The 18080-nt window shown below is 58.0% G+C and carries 20 protein-coding genes; 16 read left to right on the top strand and 4 right to left on the bottom strand.

The annotated features are described in order from the left end of the window. Positions 1-92 precede the first annotated feature (92 nt). Positions 93-1226: a lactonase family protein gene (locus BZK31_RS00410; protein WP_083180770.1), complete on the top strand. Its 1134-nt coding sequence runs from the start codon at positions 93-95 to the stop codon at positions 1224-1226. A gap of 85 nt (positions 1227-1311) precedes the next feature. Here BZK31_RS00410 and BZK31_RS00405 read toward each other — a convergent pair whose 3' ends face one another. From BZK31_RS00405 to BZK31_RS29635, 3 genes are all read right to left on the bottom strand, one after another. Then, a complete protein-coding gene (locus BZK31_RS00405) occupies positions 1312-2901 on the bottom strand; it encodes an ABC-F family ATPase (protein WP_083180769.1) in 1590 nt (529 codons plus the stop codon). Between the two features lie 517 nt (positions 2902-3418). Continuing rightward, complete coding sequence (locus tag BZK31_RS00400) at positions 3419-4180, bottom strand: lipopolysaccharide biosynthesis protein (protein ID WP_083180959.1); 762 nt, start codon at positions 4178-4180, stop codon at positions 3419-3421. A 390-nt stretch (positions 4181-4570) separates the two neighbouring features. Further along, positions 4571-4720, bottom strand: coding sequence for a hypothetical protein (locus BZK31_RS29635; RefSeq protein ID WP_083180768.1), 150 nt, complete (start codon positions 4718-4720; stop codon positions 4571-4573). 423 nt (positions 4721-5143) lie between these two features. On the opposite strand from BZK31_RS29635, the gene BZK31_RS00390 reads away from it, so the two are divergent. The 15 genes from BZK31_RS00390 (at position 5144) to BZK31_RS00320 (ending at position 17763) form a co-directional block, all read left to right on the top strand. Then, the gene (locus BZK31_RS00390) at positions 5144-5845 is read left to right on the top strand and encodes a DUF3053 domain-containing protein (protein WP_083180767.1); all 702 of its coding nucleotides are present in this window, start codon (positions 5144-5146) and stop codon (positions 5843-5845) included. Between the two features lie 164 nt (positions 5846-6009). Next, a complete protein-coding gene (locus BZK31_RS00385) occupies positions 6010-6207 on the top strand; it encodes a hypothetical protein (RefSeq protein WP_083180766.1) in 198 nt (65 codons plus the stop codon). A gap of 93 nt (positions 6208-6300) precedes the next feature. After that, on the top strand, positions 6301-6870 hold the full coding sequence (locus tag BZK31_RS00380) for a GNAT family N-acetyltransferase (protein ID WP_083180765.1): 570 nt from the start codon (positions 6301-6303) through the stop codon (positions 6868-6870). Positions 6871-6892: 22 nt separating this feature from the next. Beyond that, on the top strand, positions 6893-7318 hold the full coding sequence (locus tag BZK31_RS00375; RefSeq protein WP_083180764.1) for a DUF3830 family protein: 426 nt from the start codon (positions 6893-6895) through the stop codon (positions 7316-7318). Between the two features lie 115 nt (positions 7319-7433). Continuing rightward, a complete protein-coding gene (locus tag BZK31_RS00370; RefSeq protein WP_167377804.1) occupies positions 7434-7877 on the top strand; it encodes a hemerythrin domain-containing protein in 444 nt (147 codons plus the stop codon). 48 nt (positions 7878-7925) lie between these two features. Next, the gene (locus BZK31_RS00365; protein ID WP_083180762.1) at positions 7926-8273 is read left to right on the top strand and encodes a 2-oxoacid ferredoxin oxidoreductase; all 348 of its coding nucleotides are present in this window, start codon (positions 7926-7928) and stop codon (positions 8271-8273) included. A gap of 350 nt (positions 8274-8623) precedes the next feature. Continuing rightward, positions 8624-9475, top strand: coding sequence for a transporter substrate-binding domain-containing protein (locus BZK31_RS00360; RefSeq protein ID WP_083180761.1), 852 nt, complete (start codon positions 8624-8626; stop codon positions 9473-9475). 63 nt (positions 9476-9538) lie between these two features. Then, positions 9539-10201 carry an amino acid ABC transporter permease gene (locus BZK31_RS00355; protein WP_083180760.1) on the top strand — a complete coding sequence of 221 codons (663 nt, stop codon included), beginning with the start codon at positions 9539-9541 and terminating at the stop codon, positions 10199-10201. Positions 10202-10209: 8 nt separating this feature from the next. Next, a complete protein-coding gene (locus tag BZK31_RS00350; RefSeq protein ID WP_083180759.1) occupies positions 10210-10872 on the top strand; it encodes an amino acid ABC transporter permease in 663 nt (220 codons plus the stop codon). Continuing rightward, a complete protein-coding gene (locus BZK31_RS00345; protein ID WP_083180757.1) occupies positions 10869-11660 on the top strand; it encodes an amino acid ABC transporter ATP-binding protein in 792 nt (263 codons plus the stop codon). The genes BZK31_RS00350 and BZK31_RS00345 overlap by 4 nt, the downstream gene beginning before the upstream one ends. 24 nt (positions 11661-11684) lie before the next feature. Continuing rightward, positions 11685-12071, top strand: coding sequence for a RidA family protein (locus tag BZK31_RS00340; RefSeq protein ID WP_083180755.1), 387 nt, complete (start codon positions 11685-11687; stop codon positions 12069-12071). Positions 12072-12127: 56 nt separating this feature from the next. Further along, positions 12128-12910, top strand: a complete 783-nt coding sequence (locus BZK31_RS00335; protein WP_083180754.1) for an IclR family transcriptional regulator — start codon at positions 12128-12130, stop codon at positions 12908-12910. 31 nt (positions 12911-12941) lie between these two features. Continuing rightward, positions 12942-14147, top strand: coding sequence for an amino acid deaminase (locus tag BZK31_RS00330; protein ID WP_083180753.1), 1206 nt, complete (start codon positions 12942-12944; stop codon positions 14145-14147). Between the two features lie 28 nt (positions 14148-14175). After that, positions 14176-15096 carry a 2-dehydro-3-deoxygluconokinase gene (gene kdgK, locus BZK31_RS00325; protein WP_083180751.1) on the top strand — a complete coding sequence of 307 codons (921 nt, stop codon included), beginning with the start codon at positions 14176-14178 and terminating at the stop codon, positions 15094-15096. Between the two features lie 129 nt (positions 15097-15225). After that, the gene (locus BZK31_RS00320; protein WP_167377803.1) at positions 15226-17763 is read left to right on the top strand and encodes a UvrD-helicase domain-containing protein; all 2538 of its coding nucleotides are present in this window, start codon (positions 15226-15228) and stop codon (positions 17761-17763) included. Here BZK31_RS00320 and BZK31_RS00315 read toward each other — a convergent pair. Beyond that, on the bottom strand, positions 17742-18002 hold the full coding sequence (locus tag BZK31_RS00315) for a DUF1652 domain-containing protein (protein WP_083180748.1): 261 nt from the start codon (positions 18000-18002) through the stop codon (positions 17742-17744). The two genes, BZK31_RS00320 and BZK31_RS00315, sit on opposite strands and share 22 nt — an antisense overlap. Positions 18003-18080 lie beyond the last annotated feature (78 nt).

Genomic DNA, 18080 nt, shown 5'->3' with positions numbered 1-18080 from the left:
CCGCTTTGCAACGCGCTCCGCGTTAGCCGGTTGCCGTCCGCTCGCTATAGTCATAGGATGACTGATCACAAACAATAACAAAAAGGGCTTCCATGAAGAAAATCCTCTTGCTGGCCGCTGCGGTCGGTTGTTCATTCGGTCTGCCTGCCCAGGCATCGACCTTCGCTTATATCTCCAGTCCTGCAGACGGGCTGATCTCGCAGTATCGCCTGGACGACGCGAATGGTGCCCTTAGCCTGGTGGAGCAGACCAAAGCCGGCGATCAGGTCAATCCGATGGCCCTCGCGCCAGATGGCAAGGCGCTGTTCGCTGCACTGCGCGCAAAACCGTATCAGGTGGTGAGCTTCAGCATCGAACCGGTTACCGGGCATTTGAAGCCACTGGCACAGGGCCCGCTGGCGGAGAGCCTGGCTTACCTGTCCACCGATCGCAGCGGTCGCTTTCTGATGGGCGCATCCTACGGCGCTGATCTGCTGAGCGTTCAGCCCATTGATGCGCAGCACCGTCCCAGCGATAGCATTCAGACCTACAAGACCGGCCTGCACGCCCACTCGGTGCGCACCGATCCAAGCAACCGGTTTGTCTACGCAGGCAACCTTGGGGTTGACCGCATCCTGCAATACCGTCTGGAGCCTAAAGACGGCAAACTGGTGCCCATCGGTGAAGGTTTCGTCACGGTTGCGGACAACACCGGGCCGCGTCACCTGGCGTTCTCGCCTAACGGCAAGTTCCTGTATGTAGTGGGCGAGATGAGCGGTACCGTCAGCGCCTTCGCCATCGATGACAAGACCGGCGGATTGAAACAGGTCAGTCAGGCCAACGGTATTCCCGAGCGTTTGAAGCTGGCCCCAGGTCAAGTGCGTGACGCCCGTAACAACGACCTCAAGGACGACCCGACGCCGCGCATCTGGGCGGCCGACGTGCGAATCTCTCCGGACGGAAAATGGCTGTTCACCAGTGAGCGCACCACCAGCAGCGTGTCGGTGTTCAAGGTGGATCCTGTCAGCGGCAAAGTCACTTTCGTTGATAACTACCCGGTTCAGGAAAAGCAGCCGCGTAACATCGCCGTGGCACCCAACGGGCGTTGGTTGCTGGTGTCCGGAGAGAAGAGCGAAAAGATCGGCAGTTACAGCATTGCCCCGGACGGCGCGTTGAAGCGAGTCAGTGAAGCACCGTCGGGCAAGGGCGCGCTGTGGATCGAAATGTTGAGTCAGCCTGCGCAATAACACCGGCCAAAAACGAGAAAACCCTGTCACAGGGACAGGGTTTTTGAGTTCAGCGCCGCCAGAGCCTCTGCGGCAATGGCACGTCTTAGAACGCTACGCCCTGGCTACGCAGGTAGTCGTCGTAAGTGCCGCTGAAGTCGGTCACGCCGCTTGGGCTCAACTCGATGATGCGCGTGGCCAGCGAGGACACGAACTCACGGTCGTGGCTGACGAACACCAGCGTTCCCGGGTAGTTCTCCAGTGCGAGGTTGAGTGCCTCGATGGATTCCATGTCCAGGTGGTTGGTCGGTTCGTCCATCACCAGCACATTCGGCTTTTGCAGGATCAGCTTGCCGAACAGCATGCGACCCTGTTCACCACCGGAGATCACCTTGACCGACTTGAGGATCTCGTCGTTGGAAAACAGCATGCGGCCCAATGTACCGCGAACCAATTGCTCTCCGCCCTGAGTCCACTGGCCCATCCAGTCGAAGAGGGTGCTGTCGTCTTCGAAATCGTGAGCGTGATCCTGAGCGTAGTAGCCGATTTCCGCGGACTCGGTCCACTTGACCGAACCGGCGTCCGGCTGCAGTTCGTTGACCAGGGTGCGCAGCAGGGTGGTTTTTCCGATGCCGTTCGGACCGATGATCGCCACGCGCTCGCCGGCTTCGACGGTGAAGCTGAAATCCTTGAACAACGGCACGCCGTCGAAACCCTTGGCCATCTGCTCGACCACCACAGCCTGACGGTGCAGTTTCTTGGTCTGCTCGAAGCGAATGAACGGGCTGACACGGCTGGAAGGCTTGACCTCGGCCAGCTGGATCTTGTCGATCTGCTTGGCGCGGGATGTGGCCTGCTTGGCTTTCGAGGCGTTGGCCGAGAAGCGGCTGACGAACGATTGCAGCTCGGAGATCTGCGCTTTCTTCTTGGCGTTGTCGGACAGCAGCTGCTCGCGGGACTGGGTCGCCACGGTCATGTACTCGTCGTAGTTGCCCGGGAACAGGCGCAGCTCGCCGTAATCCAGGTCAGCCATGTGCGTGCACACGCTGTTCAGGAAGTGACGGTCGTGGGAGATGATGATCATCAGGCTGTTACGCTGGGTCAGAATGTTTTCCAGCCAGCGAATGGTGTTGATGTCCAGGTGGTTGGTCGGCTCGTCGAGCAGCAGCACTTCCGGATCGGAGAACAATGCCTGCGCCAGCAGCACGCGCAGCTTCCAGCCTGGCGACACTTCGCTCATCGGACCGTTGTGCTGCTCGATGCCGATACCCAGGCCCAGCAGCAGTTCACCGGCGCGGGATTCGGCGGTGTAACCGTCCATTTCCGCAAACTCGGTTTCCAGCTCGGCCACGGCCATGCCGTCGTCTTCGCTCATTTCCGGCAGCGAATAGATGCGATCGCGCTCAGCCTTGACCTTCCACAGCTCTTCGTGACCCATGATCACGGTATCGAGCACGGTGAATTCTTCGTAGGCGAACTGATCCTGGCGCAGCTTACCCAGACGCACGTTCGGCTCCAGCATCACCTGACCACCCGAAGGCTCGAGATCACCGCCCAGGATTTTCATGAAGGTGGATTTACCGCAGCCGTTCGCGCCGATCAGGCCGTAACGGTTACCGGCACCAAACTTGACCGAGACATTTTCGAACAAGGGTTTGGGGCCGAACTGCATCGTGATGTTAGCTGTGGAGATCAATTACCTTACCTTCAATAACATGGGCAATAACGGGGACGCTGACCGAATATGGCATCGTTCTGGTACCGATCGCACCCCTTTGGGGAGTTTTTCAGCCCGCTGACATGAGTGCGGGCTGTTTCAACGGGCATGCGTCGACGGCAACGTCAGACTGCCATGGCTGCGTTGCCGGGATATGAATGTGGGAGTTCATGCCAGACATCGGCGCGCATTGTCGCATAGGTAAGGCAACAGTTGTATGGCGGCCTGCGCCGGATACCAACATTTGCTGGCTTTGGAACCTGTTGTTCGGGCTGAAAGGAATGCCGGGAAAATACTTATAGTTCCTCGGTGGGATGAGTGAGGACCCTTTGCAACTGTTGAAACAGGTAAGGACACGTCCACACATTGCGCTTGAAAAAGGCCCTGGCACCCGATCGGCAGTCAGGACGGACAGAAGCCTTCATGGCAAACCCGGTCGCCAGTGCCGGAAGATTTCAGCAGCATCTGATGACGCGAATCGCTGAAGCATCAACCATCAACCGTTCAAGCCAGCAAGCCCGAGCATATGCCTAACCTCATCCATGTTCAGCTTGGGAACGATGTCGTCAGGCACTCTGGACGTGCCTGAGAGGTTGTAGACCTTAAAGTCATCATTGACTACCGACGAAGACATCAATTTCAAGGAAGGCAGGATTCGCGATTCATAATGCTGGTCCAGCCCGCAAGGCGAGCGCCTGGCGCCAGGCGTTTCGTAAAACCTTCCTGCGGATTGATTCAGGTCGAAGCCCACCAGAAAAACCTTGTTGAAGCCGATGTGATGAGCGACTTGCAAAGCGAGGTACATCACCGTCCGGGCATCGAAAAAACCTTGGCCCATGTCTTTGCTGAAGCCGATGTCCTTACTGCGTTTGCTGAACAAAGACAGCTTCCTCACCAGCTCGGAGTTTTGTTCGAAAAGCGTCGCAGCGCTCCACCGGCGAGCCTTTTTCAATGCGTAAACGCGGCCTGTGGGCGGATGTTTCAGACCGGAAATCTGGTTATCCCAAAGAGCCACGTTTTCGCTGCGGCGCATGGCGGCGTCGAAGAGGTGGGGTTGCTGCCTGGAGAAATCGCGATCCGAGCAAACGTAAAAGAAAGGATTGATCCCCGCCGCAGTGAACATGGAGATCGCACCATTCATGGTAATCATCGGGAAGCTGGAAAATTCTCGGATTGGAAACTGCGCCGCAGAGGCGCCGGAACCGATCAGAAACACAGGCCCCGCCCCCGTGCCCTTGCAAGCGTCGAAGTCATGCAGGCTCGAAACATCCTCAGGGACGCTTCTGGCTGCAAGTCCGCAATAATCCAACAACTTTGACTGAGATCTAATCATGGTGATGGCTTAGTAGTATCGTTCGTGACTGTTTTCTTCAGGGCGTTATCATCGTGGCATATTAACACTGAGTATGTAGGAGTGGTCCGTAAAGTTGGTAGGATTGCTCTAGCTGCGCCTAAATAGGGGCGTGGCTAGTTGGCTGATAGATGTATGCACTCGGCATTGTGACTGCTTAAAAAAGCTGGAGTCAGGATACAAAGCGGATACTAATCGTCTGGTGCGCAAGATGTTTTCTACACGGGTATGGCGCTGAATATCAAAGAAACAGGTGGAGAAAACCCGGCAAATGCCGGGCTTCGAGTCTGTGAACTATCAGTGATTATTCTGCTCCCGCTCGCGTACGAGCTTGCGTTGCTTCAAGCGATTTTTCAGGGCATGCAGCGGGTGAATGATCATCGCAATCGCTCCAAGCAGAAAGACGATGAAGATGGAAGTCAGGGCCAAGCCTTCGTGCGCAAACATTGTGAGTTACTCCTGTGATTCACGTTGTCGGTACTGGAAGCCTAGGCGCTGAAACGTTTCACTTGATGAAGATTTCTTAAGGAACTTTGGCTTGGGGGCTCTGGAATGAAGGTTTCGGCGAGCCGCTGTAGGGTGTGAGGCGGTGTGGCTGAATGAAAAAAAGGTCTGGCCGACTTGAGAACCACCCCCTCGTGAGCAAGCGGCCATTTGATGAAGAAGGCTCTTTTCCTAAAGTCGAAAATCTGCATTCAGCCGTTTGGGCGTCCTGTTCGGGGCTGTCGAACGTCCATCGTGTGGTTGAGTGCGCAGAGTATTTTCATTGAAATACGGAACTAGATGATGTCATTTCGAGACTATAGGTTCGCGTATGATCGGGAATTCATCTGATAACGCGCCTACTCTTAGAATCTGGAGATTCATGACATGAAGTCCTTCTTTCGTCCGGCGTTATTACTGGCTGTCACCTTACCGCTATTGCTTGTCGGCTGTGGCGACAAAGAGCCGGAACAGCGCGCTGCCTTCACGCAGTTCCTGCAAACGCGCATCGTCGACAAGCCCGGAGTTCGTGTTCCGACCTTGACGGAGGATGAAAAGAAATCCTTTGGCGATTACAGCGCGCATTACGCCGTTATTTCAGATTTCAATGCCGGCATGGACGCGTCGGTCAAACCGTTGAATGGTCTGGTTCAGAAGGGCGCCATTCGGTCATTGAATGATGTGATCGAGCGTCGCGCCGATATCAAGTCCGTACAGACAGGCCTCAACGATATGGGCGGGCAGTTGACCAATGAGCAGGCCAAGGCCGATGCCGCTCACGAGAAACTGAAACAGCCCGACGATCTCAAAGCGGTATATGACAAGGCGTATGACAAGACCGTCAGCGTGCCGGCCAATACTTTTCGTGAAATTCTGCCGCAGATCAACAGCACTTTCGACAGCAGCCTGAAGATAGCCGATTACGTTGACGCGCATAAATCGCAGATTGACCTGTCCGGGTCGGTTGCCAGAGTGAATGATCCAGTGGTGCAGACTGAACTCAATAAGCTGCTGCAAGACCTGAACAATCAGGCAAAAAATGTGCAGCAGGCGCAAGCGCGTCTGCAGGCCGTCATGCTGGGTCGCTGATCGGATCCTGACGCGAGGCTTGGTGTTGTGGCGCGAGCCTCGTGTTGGCTGGGTGACATAGGACAATGAGCGGGCGCTCGTGCGGTTGCGATTTGCCCGTCACCGCCTAGTCTGTCTGGCAGACAGTCTGGCGCCCTGTCAGGCTTGCAGTGAGGAGGTATCCCATGTCGACAATACCACCACTTTTCAACGACGAAGTGCTTGCGTGGGACCGCTATGCAGCGGCCGCGCTCAGCACGACGATCATTCAGACCGAGACCGCGGAGGAAGCCGCGGCTGCGGCTGCCGACCTTGCAGATAAGCTCGTCAAGGAACGCGAGAAACGAATAAAGGCGGCCAAAGAGCACCTGTTCCAGCACTGACCGACGTTGCGGGCCTGGCCTTCGCGCCGGGTCCGGCGGCGTGCCCCTGTATACTGCGCGCATTCCCCTGCATATTCCGGTTGAGTCCCGTCGATGATTAATACCACCGCATTTGAGATGACGCTGCGTGTAGCGGCTGCCGATGACGTTCGTTGCGTGGCAGCCTTGGGGCTTCAGGTGTTTCTGGATACTTATGCCACCCAGGGTATTCGCGATGCGATCGCCCGGGAAGCCATGGAGGCGTTCTCGTGTGAGGCCATTTCAGCGCTTATCGCGTGTCCTTCTACCTTACTGACGCTTGCCGAGTCTGACGGGCACCTGATTGGTTTTGCCCAGGTCGCGCTGCGCGCCAAGCACGAGATGATCGACAGTAAACACGCCGCTGAGCTTCAACGCTTGTACATACAGGAGCGATTCACCGGGCGTGGCGTGGGCCCGCGGCTGCTCGGTGCGGTAGAGCGGCGGGCTGCTCGTGGCGGCGCATCCCTGCTGTGGGCCACGGTCTGGGCGGGTAACGAGAGGGCACTGGGGTTTTATCCTCGCCAGGATTACCAGTTCATCGGCTCGCCCATGTTTGTGTTTCAAAGCGAAGCGCACGAGAATCGGTTATTTGCCAAAATGCTCAATGGCGATGGGCCAGATAATACACGCCAAGAGTCCTGATTCTTTTAACGGAGCTGTTGCAGTGATCCTGATCAAAATCACCGCCGGTGGCTATGAGTTCATCGCCGAAACCAACCCTGATGCACCTAAAACGGTTGCCGCGTTTCTGAACCTGCTGCCTTATCGCCAGAAGTTCATTCACGTGCGCTGGAGCGGCGAGGGCTGCTGGGTGCCGCTCGATGATTACCAGCTGAAGGTCGATGATGCGCAGGTCGGTTTTGAAAACGCTACCAGCCATCCTTCAGTTGGCGACATCCTGTTCTATCCGGGCGGCTATAGCGAAACCGAAATTATCCTTGCGTACGGCTCATGCTGCTTCGCCAGCAAGATGGGGCAACTGGCGGGCAATCATTTCCTGACCGTCATCAAAGGCAAAGAAAACCTGCGCAAGCTGGGTGTCAAGACGCTTTGGGAAGGGGCTCAGGACGTCGTGTTCGAGCTGGCGTGAGTCTTCGCGCAAAACGGGGTGCTAATTCGCCAGTATTTTTTGGAACCGCTGATCTTCACCAAAGGTCTAGTCATCAATGCTTCCACGACCTGGAAGCCGAACTGGAGATCAGTCCTTGAATATTTTTGAAGCACTACGCGAAAGCCATGACCGTCAACGTGGTTATGCCGATGCACTGATTCAAACCAGCGGCGATTCGCAAGAGCGTGCGCAGGCCTACAAGCACTTGAAGGAAGAACTGCAGGCTCATGAGACAGCCGAAGAGCGCTTTTTCTATATTCCATTGATGGAGCACGACCAGGGCGTCGATCTGAGCCGTCATGCCATTTCCGAGCACCACGAAATGGACGAGATGATGGAAGAACTGGATGAAACCGAGATGTCCAGTCCTGCCTGGCTGGCAACGGCTAAAAAGCTGTCTGAAAAAGTACATCACCACTTGAAGGAAGAGGAGCAGAAGTTCTTCCAGATGGCCGGCAAGATACTGGACGAAAAGCAGAAGCAGGCGCTGGCCGGCAAGTATGTGAAAGAGTATGAAGAGCAACTGGCTGAAGGCTGATGCGTGGCTGCAGTGCTAGAATCGGTGTTTTTTCAGTGAAGGCATGACATGAAGTTCTCGATTCTGGTGATTGCAGCAACAGTTCTGGCCGGATGTGCGGCGCCGTCCAATTCGGCTCGTTCGCAAGGCCCGCTGAAGGTCCTGTCCAGCAGCAAGCAGGCGGCGGCGGTCGCGCAGTGCATTCAAGTGACCTGGCAGAGCGAAGCGATGTTTGGCACGTCTTCGGACGTGTTTATGGACAAGCTGTCGGAAGGTGGATTTACGGTGTTTACCACTGAAACCCGTTATTTTGCAGATGTCCGACCCAAGGGCACGAATACCGCTGTCGAGTTTTATGCAGCTCAAGGTGATTCGCAAACCGGCTTGCGTTCTGCTGCCATTGCCACCTGCCTCTGACACCTTTGGATAGGCCCGCCTTGTCGGGCTTTCTTCAATACCCTGCGTGTGTCCCCCCCTGTTGCTGATTGCAATCGTGCGAACCGGTGTCCGGTTGTTGTGTGCCCTTATGCGGCGCACATGCACGATGCTGGGGCTTTGTTACTCGCGTGTTGCCATCGGTAGCGGCCTCCCTTCCTGAATTTCTGTTGCGTGTGCGGCCTGCCGTTTTGCATTCCTTTGATTCGCCTTGAGTTTTTCATCTACCGCCTGACCCTCAGGTTCTGTGGCACACTTTCTGCTGTCTATTCCGTTGTTACATACACATTTCCGCTATAGCGGAAAAATACACTCTCGGTGGAGTTCATGTGATGCGCTACGGACCTTCTTTTCTGAAAACATGTGTGTTGGCTGTCGCGGCTGCGTTGGCGCTGATCAATACGGTACAAGCGGCAGAAGCCAGTAAGCTGGATGCCGTCCTGAAGCGCGGCAATCTGGTCGTCGGTACCGGCAGCACCAACGCGCCTTGGCATTTCCAGGGGGCGGACGGCAAGTTGCAGGGGTTCGATATCGACATTGGCAGGATCATCGCCAAAGGGTTGTTCAATGACCCGAGCAAGGTCGAGTTCGTGGTGCAGTCCTCGGACGCGCGTATCCCCAACCTGCTGACCGATAAGGTCGACATCAGTTGCCAGTTCATCACGGTCACTGCCAGCCGAGCGCAACAAGTAGCATTTACCTTGCCTTACTACCGCGAAGGTGTGGCGTTGCTGCTGCCAGCCAACAGCAAGTACAAGGAAATCGATGACCTGAAGGCTGCGGGTGACGATGTCACGGTGGCAGTGCTGCAGAACGTGTACGCCGAAGAGCTGGTGCATCAGGCCTTGCCAAAAGCCAAGGTCGACCAGTACGACAGCGTTGACCTGATGTACCAGGCCATCAACTCGGGACGTGCCGATACCGCCGCCACCGACCAGTCCTCGGTCAAGTACCTGATGGTGCAGAACCCGGGCCGCTATCGCTCGCCGGCGTTCGCCTGGAGCCCGCAAACCTATGCCTGCGCTGTCAAGCGTGGCGATCAGGACTGGTTGAATTTCGTCAACACCGCTTTGCATGAAGCCATGACCGGCGTTGAATTCCCGGCCTATGCCGCTTCGTTCAAGCAGTGGTTCGGCGTGGACCTGCCGGTCCCTGCGATTGGTTTTCCGATGGAATACAAGTAAGCGTATCGGACCTCTTGAAGGGCAGGGTGGCGGCAAAGCCAACCCTGCCGGGTACAGGCAAGCATGAATTATCAGTTGAACTTTGACGCCGTGTGGCGTGATTTTCCAAGCCTGTTGGCGGGGCTGGGACTGGGGCTGGAACTGGCGTTGATTTCGATCGCGATCGGTTGCGTGATCGGCCTGATGAATGCATTTGCCCTGTTGTCTCGTTATCGGGCGCTGCGCATCGTGGCGTCGATCTATGTAACGGTGGTGCGTAACACGCCGATTCTGGTGCTGATCCTGCTCATTTACTTTGCGCTGCCCGGTCTCGGTATTCGCCTGGACAAGCTGCCTTCGTTCGTGATCACGCTGTCGCTGTACGCCGGTGCCTACCTGACGGAAGTGTTTCGCGCAGGTCTGCTGAGCATTCACAAGGGCCAGCGTGAAGCAGGTTTGGCCATCGGACTGGGCGAATGGCAGGTCAGGGCCTACATCATCGTGCCGGTAATGCTGCGTAACGTATTGCCTGCATTGTCCAACAACTTCATCTCGCTCTTTAAGGACACGTCGCTGGCTGCTGCCATTGCAGTACCGGAACTGACCTATTACGCACGCAAGATCAATGTCGAAAGCTACCGGGTGATCGAAACATGGCTGGTGACCACCGCGTTGTATGTGGTGGCCTGCTATGCAATCGCGATGTTGTTGCGCACCCTTGAACAACGTCTGGCGATTCGCCGCTAGGAGGCATCATGTATCAACCCCCAAGCTGGCTGCAGGAGCTGTGGAATGCCCGTGAGGTGCTGTGGTCCGGCTTCGTGACCAGCCTTCAGTGTTCGGCGCTGGCCATTCTTTTCGGCACCCTGATCGGCATGCTCGCCGGTCTGGTGCTGACTTATGGCGGATTCTTTGCGCGCTTGCCGATCCGGCTGTATGTCGATCTGATTCGCGGCACGCCAGTGTTCGTGCTGGTGCTCGCGGTGTTCTACATGGTGCCTGCGCTCGGCTGGCAGATCAGTGCCTTTCAGGCCGGTGCGCTGGGGCTGACGCTGTTTTGCGGCTCGCACGTGTCCGAAATCGTGCGCGGTGCCTTACAGGCCATCCCGTACAGTCAGCTGGAAGCGGGCAAGGCGATCGGTTTGCGGTTCGGTCAGTCGCTGCGTTACGTACTGCTGCCTCAGGCCATGCGTCAGATCCTGCCGACCTGGGTCAATTCTTCCACCGAGATCGTCAAAGCCTCAACCCTGCTGTCAGTGATCGGCGTCGCCGAGTTGCTGCTGAGCACCCAGCAGGTGATCGCCCGGACCTTCATGACCCTTGAGTTCTACCTGTTCGCCGGATTTCTGTTCTTTCTCATCAATTACGCCATTGAGTTGCTTGGGCGACACATCGAAAAACGGGTGGCCTTGCCATGACACAAACCCACACAAAAAGCCTTGCACCGGCGCTGCTCAGCATCGAAGGTCTGCACAAGTCCTACGGCACCGTGGAGGTGCTTAAAGGCGTCGATCTGCGCATGCAGAAAGGTAATGTCGTGACCCTGATCGGCTCAAGCGGCTCGGGCAAGACCACCTTGCTGCGGTGCGTGAACCTGCTTGAGGATTTTCAGGGCGGGCACATTCGTCTGGAAGGTCAGGACATCGGCTACAGCGAAGTCAACGGCAGACGCACCCGGCATCCCGAGCGGCTTATCGCGCAGCATCGGGCGATGACCGGCATGGCTTTTCAGCAGTTCAATCTGTTCCCGCACCTCAGTGCCTTGCAAAACGTCACGCTGGGGCTGCTCAAGGTCAAAAAGATGCCCAAGGACCAGGCGGTGGCGCTTGCCGAGAAATGGCTGGATCGGGTGGGGCTGCTTTCGCGGCGCGATCACTTTCCCGGCCAGTTGTCCGGCGGACAGCAGCAGCGCGTGGCGATTGCCCGGGCGATTGCCATGAACCCGAGCCTGATGCTGTTCGATGAAGTGACGTCGGCGCTGGACCCGGAGCTGGTCGGCGAGGTTCTGAGCGTCATCAAAGACCTGGCCGAAGAAGGCATGACCATGTTGCTGGTGACCCATGAAATGCGCTTTGCCTATGAAGTGTCGGACCAGATCGTCTTCATGAATCAGGGGCGGATCGAAGAGCAGGGCCCGCCCAAGCCCCTGTTCGAACAGCCCAAGTCCGCGCGCTTGAGCGAATTTCTCAAGAACATTCGGTTTTAATATTTTTTCAAGAAGGAGAACCCCATGAGCATTACCCGTTATGGTGCTGGCAGCACTGCTGGAGGCGGTCAACCCCGTCCATTCGCCCGGGCCGTCGAAGCCGATGGCTGGCTGCACGTGTCCGGACAGGTTCCGGCGGTGGATGGCGAAATTATCGTGGGCGGTATCGTCGAGCAGACCCACCAGACCATGCGCAACCTGATCGCGATTCTCGATGAGGCCGGTTACGAACTCAAGGACGTGATCCGCGTCGGTGTATGGCTTGAGGACCCGCGTGACTTCTGGAGCTTCAACAAGGTCTTCGGCGAGTATTTCACCCCCGAGCACGCCCCGGCCCGTGCTTGTGTGCAGGCCAGCATGATGGTGGACTGCAAAGTCGAGATCGACTGTATTGCCTATCGGCAGAAATAGCGGCTCACATTTGCCGTCGGCCCGGGCTGGCGGCTCAATTCCATGGACAGTAGCCAATGACCGATGTGACTCAAGCGAGCGATGACACCATCAGGCGCCGGGCCCGCGGGCTTGACCGGGCGTTCGATATCCTCGATTTCCTCAAGGAAAAGGCCACGCCCATGCGGCCCAATGAAATTGCCAGCGGCATCGGCAGTCCCAAGTCGACGGTCTATGAGTTGGTTGCTTCGTTGCTGGAGCGACGGATTCTGGAGCCGGTCGGCAAGGACGGGCACGTTTATCTGGGGCGTCAGCTGTATTTTCTCGGGCAGGCGCACCTGCGGCACTTCGACTTCACCCGCGAGGCCGAAATCTGTCTGGGCGAGATCGTCAGCCAGACCCGCGAGACCGCTCAGATGTGCCTGCTCAACGGCCGCAAATACACCGTCGCGCTGATGAAAGAGGGCGAGCGTCATTTCCGGATCTCGTCCGACATCGGGGAGAACGCTCCAATCCCGTGGACGGCTTCCGGGCGGTTGTTGCTCAGTCATCTGAGCGATCAACAGATCGTCGATCTGATCGATCCCGAGGATTTTATCCTGCCCGACGGCGAGCGTCTGCCGCTGGACACGTTCCTGCGTGAGATACGCCAGGCGGGCGAGGAAGGCTTTTTCTCCTTCGACAGTGTGGCTGACACCTTCACCCATTGTTTCGCCGCACCCGTCAAGAACGGGCAGGGCCAGTGCATTGCCACGCTTTGCATCGTCGCCCCGCGTGCCGACGCCAAGACTCACTACAGCGACTACCGCCGAGTGCTGATCGACAGCGCCAATGGCCTGGCGAGGCGCATCAACGAATAACCCGGACTGATTGAACAGCAGGAGATTACTGATGAGCATTGCCGTCATCGACAAAGGTTTTGCCCGACCTGGCGACCGCCTGGTGAGTGATGTAAGCCTGCCCGCGCTGGTCATTCACCAGCAGGAACTGGATCACAACATTCGCTGGATGCAGACGTTCGTGACCAACAGCGGTGCTGAACTGGCGCCCCATGGCAAGACCAGCATGGTCCCCGCGCTGTTTCGTCGACAAATAGAAGAGGGCGCCTGGGGCATGACGCTGGCCACGGCGGTGCAGACCCAGGCCGCGTATGCCCATGGTGTGCGCCGCATCCTGATGGCCAACCAGTTGGTGGGCGAGCCGAACATGGCGTTGATCGCCGGACTGCTGGCCGACCCGACGTTCGAGTTTCATTGCATGGTCGACCATCCGGACAATGTCGCCGCGTTAGGCGAGTTCTTCGCTGCCCGCGGGCTGCGATTGAACGTGATGATCGAGTATGGCGTGCCTGGCGGGCGTTGCGGTTGCCGCAGCGAGGCGCAGGTGCTGGCCCTGGCGGACGCCGTTCTGGCACAGCCGGCACTGGCCCTGACCGGAATCGAGGGCTATGAAGGCGTGATTCATGGTGATCAGGCGATCGAGGGTATCAAGGCCTTCGCTGCTTCGCTGGTGCGTTTGGCGGTCGATTTGCAGGATAAGGGCGCCTTCGCGCTTGATCGACCTATTGTCACGGCATCGGGGTCGGCCTGGTACGACCTGATCGCCGAGGCGTTCGACGCGCAGGCGGTGCGTGAGCGCTTCCTCAGCGTGCTGCGCCCCGGCAGCTATGTGGTGCACGACCACGGTATCTACAAGGATGCGCAATGCTGCGTGCTGGATCGGCGCGCCGAACTGAGCGAGGCGCTGCGTCCGGCGCTGGAGGTCTGGGCGCACGTACAATCCATGCCGGAGCCGGGGTTTGCCGTGATCGCCATGGGCAAGCGCGATGTCGCCTACGACGCCGGCCTGCCCAATCCGTTGCGACGTTACCGGGCCGGTGTATTGCCCGCCAGCGCGGATGACGTCAGTGCCTGCAAGGTCACGGCCGTGATGGATCAGCATGCGTTTATGACCGTTGCACCCGGTTGTGAATTGAAGGTCGGCGATATCATTGCCTTCGGCACGTCGCATCCCTGTCTGACCTTCGACAAGTGGCGTTCAGGTTGTCTGGTGGATGATGAGCTGCGGGTGATAGAGCCGTTCAGCACGTATTTCTGATTCCAGTCTTCACAGGAGTTACCGTCATATGAGTCTTCCACGGGTCGCCCTGATCGGCGAATGCATGATCGAACTGCAACAGCACGCCGATGGCGGTCTGCGACAAAGCTTCGGCGGCGACACCTTGAACACGGCCGTCTACCTGGCACGTTTGCTCGGCAGCGGGAAGGTGGATTATGTGACAGCGCTGGGCGATGACAGCTTCAGCGATGCCATGTGCAAGGCATGGTCGGAAGAGGGCATTGGCCTGGGCAAGGTCCAGCGCCTGCCCGGACGCCTGCCGGGGCTTTACTGCATCCAGACCGACGCCCGTGGCGAGCGACGTTTTCTGTACTGGCGCAACGAGGCGGCGGTGCGCGATTGCTTCATGACCCCGGCCGCCGAACCGATCCTGGCGGCGTTGACCGGCTATGACGTGCTGTATTTCAGTGGCATCACCCTGGCGGTGCTGGGCGCTGAAGGTCGGGCGCGGTTGCTGACCATGTTGGAGAAAGCGCGGGCGCGAGGCGCCAAGGTGGCGTTCGACAACAATTATCGGCCCCGGCTGTGGGCCAGTGTCGATCAGGCGCGTGAGGCGTACCTGGCCTGTCTGCCACACGTAGACCTGGCGCTGCTGACCGAGGATGACGAACAGGCGCTCTACGGGTATACCGACAGCGAGCAGTTACTGGCGGCGTATCGCGAACGCGGCACCGATGAAATCGTCGTCAAGCGGGGTGCGCAGAGTTGCCTGGTGGAAACCGGCGGCAAACGGTTCGAGATCCCGGCGCAAAGCGTTGCGCGTGTGGTCGATACCACCGCGGCGGGCGATTCATTCAGCGCCGCTTACCTGGCCGCCAGGCTCAAGGGTGAGCACCCGCAGCAAGCAGCCGAAGCCGGGCATCGGTTGGCCAGCGTCGTCATTCAGCACCCTGGCGCGCTGGTCCCCCAATCGGTCATGCCCCAGTAATGGCATTTGTTGCATTACATGCAGTTGATCGGCTAACACCCTGACGGCAAAGCATTTCGCTGGAACCTGAGCGCGAATCCGGCCACCATAGGCGTCCTTTTTGCCTACGAGCCCACCACTGGAGTCTGCGTGCCCGACGACCTGCCTTCCGCGCTTCCTCATGACCTGGATGTCGATCTCACTGCACCTGAACAGTTGCCGTTCTTCAAGCGCCTGTTGTCGCGGCTGATTGGCCGCAGCCTGACGCGATTGGGCGCGCAGCACACGCCCTCCTGGTTTCAGGGGCATGCCGATGGCTATCTGAACGGACACATCGAAGGCGTCAGAGAAGGCTATGCCGACGGTTATCTGGATGGTGAGGAGCAGGGGCGTCAGGTCCTGGTGATCAGTGACACACGTCCGGCGCGGCACCGTGGGCCCAAGGTCGATGATCATTTGTTCGACGACTGGCGGCTGGCCTTGACCCCCGAGTTGAAGAAACGCATCAAAAGCGATGTGGCCGAAAAGCTTTCAGCCCACGCCCAGCCCAGTGCGGCGCAGTGGAAAATGATCTTCAGCGACACGCCATCGACCTACGTCATCGCCGGAGCCGGGGCGGGCAAGTCCACGTCGCTGGTGTTGCGAATCCTGTTGCTGCATCACTACCTGGGGTATGAGCTGGATGCGATGACCGTCGTGACCTTCACCCGGGAGTCGCGCAAGGATTTCATCAGCAAGCTGATCGACATCATGGCCCTGTGGGGGCATTCCCTTGGTCACAAGCAGGCCCGCGACGTGGTGCGCACATTCCACTCACGCATCCTGCCGCTGGTGCGCAGCCTGCCGGGGTTCGAACGGCTTAGAGCCTTCGAGACTCTCGACAGCCAGATGTCTTCGCAGGAGGATGCTGACAGTAATCCATTCGATCTACGAATCAACGATGCCCAGCGCCAGCAGATGAACCTCTGCTATCGAGATCTGTACGCCAGTAATGAGCGTTTTCGCGAGGTCATGGCACCGCTTTATCGTCATGCCTTGCAGCTCAAGGACCTGGACCGCGATCATCCGGATGTGCAGAAGCGTGTGGCGGTTACCGAACTGTCCTCGAAACGGGATGAAGAGTGGTGTGACACGGTCGAGGATTTGTGGATACGCGCAAAGGCGTGGCCCATAAAAGGCATTGAACCCATGCGCCAGACCGTTGAAATAAACGGCTTTGCGTTCAATTTCCATGGCTACATCGCCGAGCTGGACGCCTGGGTCGTGTTGGGGCTCGACGCCCGTGAAGACCAGCAGCTCAAGCGACCTGGAGCCAAGCTGCCCATCTGGGCGGAAGGCGTCATCAAGCGAACCCTGTTTCAAGCTTTCTGTAGTAAACCCTTGATATGGATGGATAACTACGAGTCGGCGAACAGGCTGATGCAGTCGTTGGCCGGTAGCGCCGTCGCCGGTCCCGGCTTTGAGTACCGCGTCAAAGGCGAACTGAGCGCTGCGCCGTTGCTGGACTGTTTCGTGACAGCTGCCAGTTTCATCGAGAATCTGGGGCTGGACGTGCCGAGTGCCGTGGCTGAAATGAGTTTTGCCAGCGATGACCCAGACCGCTTCTTCTTCGAAGCGCTCAGCCTGTTCTGGAAAGCTTTCGAACAGCATCTGCTGGCGCAATCGCCGCCAGTGATGACCTATAACCGGATGTTCGCGCTGTTCGGCGAAACCTCGCCGGAAAACCTCAAGCATGTCAGCGACCCGGTGTTGCGCCCCTTGTCGCACTTGATGATCGATGAGTTTCAGGACGTCTCGCCGCAGATTGTTTCGTGGATCCGTGCCTGCCTGCGGGAAATCCGGCGGCGCGGGCCTGCCATGCACGTCGGGCGTATTGCCCAGCATTCCTCGCTGCTGTCCGTGGGTGACGACTGGCAGTCGATCTATGGCTGGCGCGGCAGCTCGCCGAAGTACTTCATGGAATTTGCCAAGGAGTTTTCGTCGCCCGCGGCCACCAGGGTCATGCTCAGCGAAAACTATCGCAGCCATCAGCACATCATTGACGCTGCCGAGCATATCGTACGTGCAGCCCCTGCGATTCCGGGCAAGAAAGCCCGCGCCAGTGGTGCGCCACAGCAATTGCTGCCGGTTGTCGTGCTGGACCGTGACGAAGATGAACTCGCCGAACGTGTCGCCGAGCATTACAGCGATGGCGACTCGATTCTGCTGCTGTACCGCAAAGGCAGTGAAAAGGCGCGTTTTTCTCCGCGTTTGCAGGCGCTGATCGACGCGGATGCCTCGCAAGGCATTGAGGCTCGCCGCATCAAGACGTTGACTTATCACAGCTCCAAAGGCTTGCAGGCCGATGCCGTGTTTCTGCTGGGTGATTGCCAACACCTGACGGTATCGCCCTACAAAAACCAGGTTTATCGTCTGGCCGGGCTGGGAGAGGCGAACGACCTGCAGCCGTTCGATGCGGCGCAGAAGGATGAAGTGCTTCGTCTGGCCTACGTCGCCATTACGCGCGCGGCCCGCCATTGCTACTGGTACATCGAGGAGGGCGCGGGCGGCTCGGACACTGCACAGATGCCCAAGGCGTCGGACAGGGTGGCAGGTGACAAGCCGTTCTTCGAGGACCTGCGCCAGGCATCAAGCGCAGGTCTCGAGCATCAGGATCAGAGCCGGATTCAGGAAAAGCCTGCAACCTGAGCATGAGCGCCAAACAGCTCCAGTTCGGTTTCGATGGCTTCGATGATGCGCTCCACATCCGTGGCATTCATGACCGTGGCACATGGCAGTCCGGCAATCGCCAGCACTGTCTCGCCACTGGCGCGATCGAACAGGCGGGCGATCATGCTGCTGGGTGCATCCATGCTGGCTTCAAAGCCCACCGGATGAAAATGCCAGCGCATGAGTTGGCAGGCATTGGGAAACGTGACTTTGTTCATGACGATGGCCCACCTGATTCAATCGAGCACTTGCGTGACTCCAAAGGGTAGGGAGACCCACCGAGATTCAACCTGCAA

It is taken from the genome of Pseudomonas floridensis, assembly GCF_002087235.1.
GTDB classification, from domain to species: Bacteria; Pseudomonadota; Gammaproteobacteria; order Pseudomonadales; family Pseudomonadaceae; genus Aquipseudomonas; species Aquipseudomonas floridensis.
Note: the sequence above shows the minus strand (reverse complement) of the source record. Positions and strands in the feature narration are given on the sequence as shown.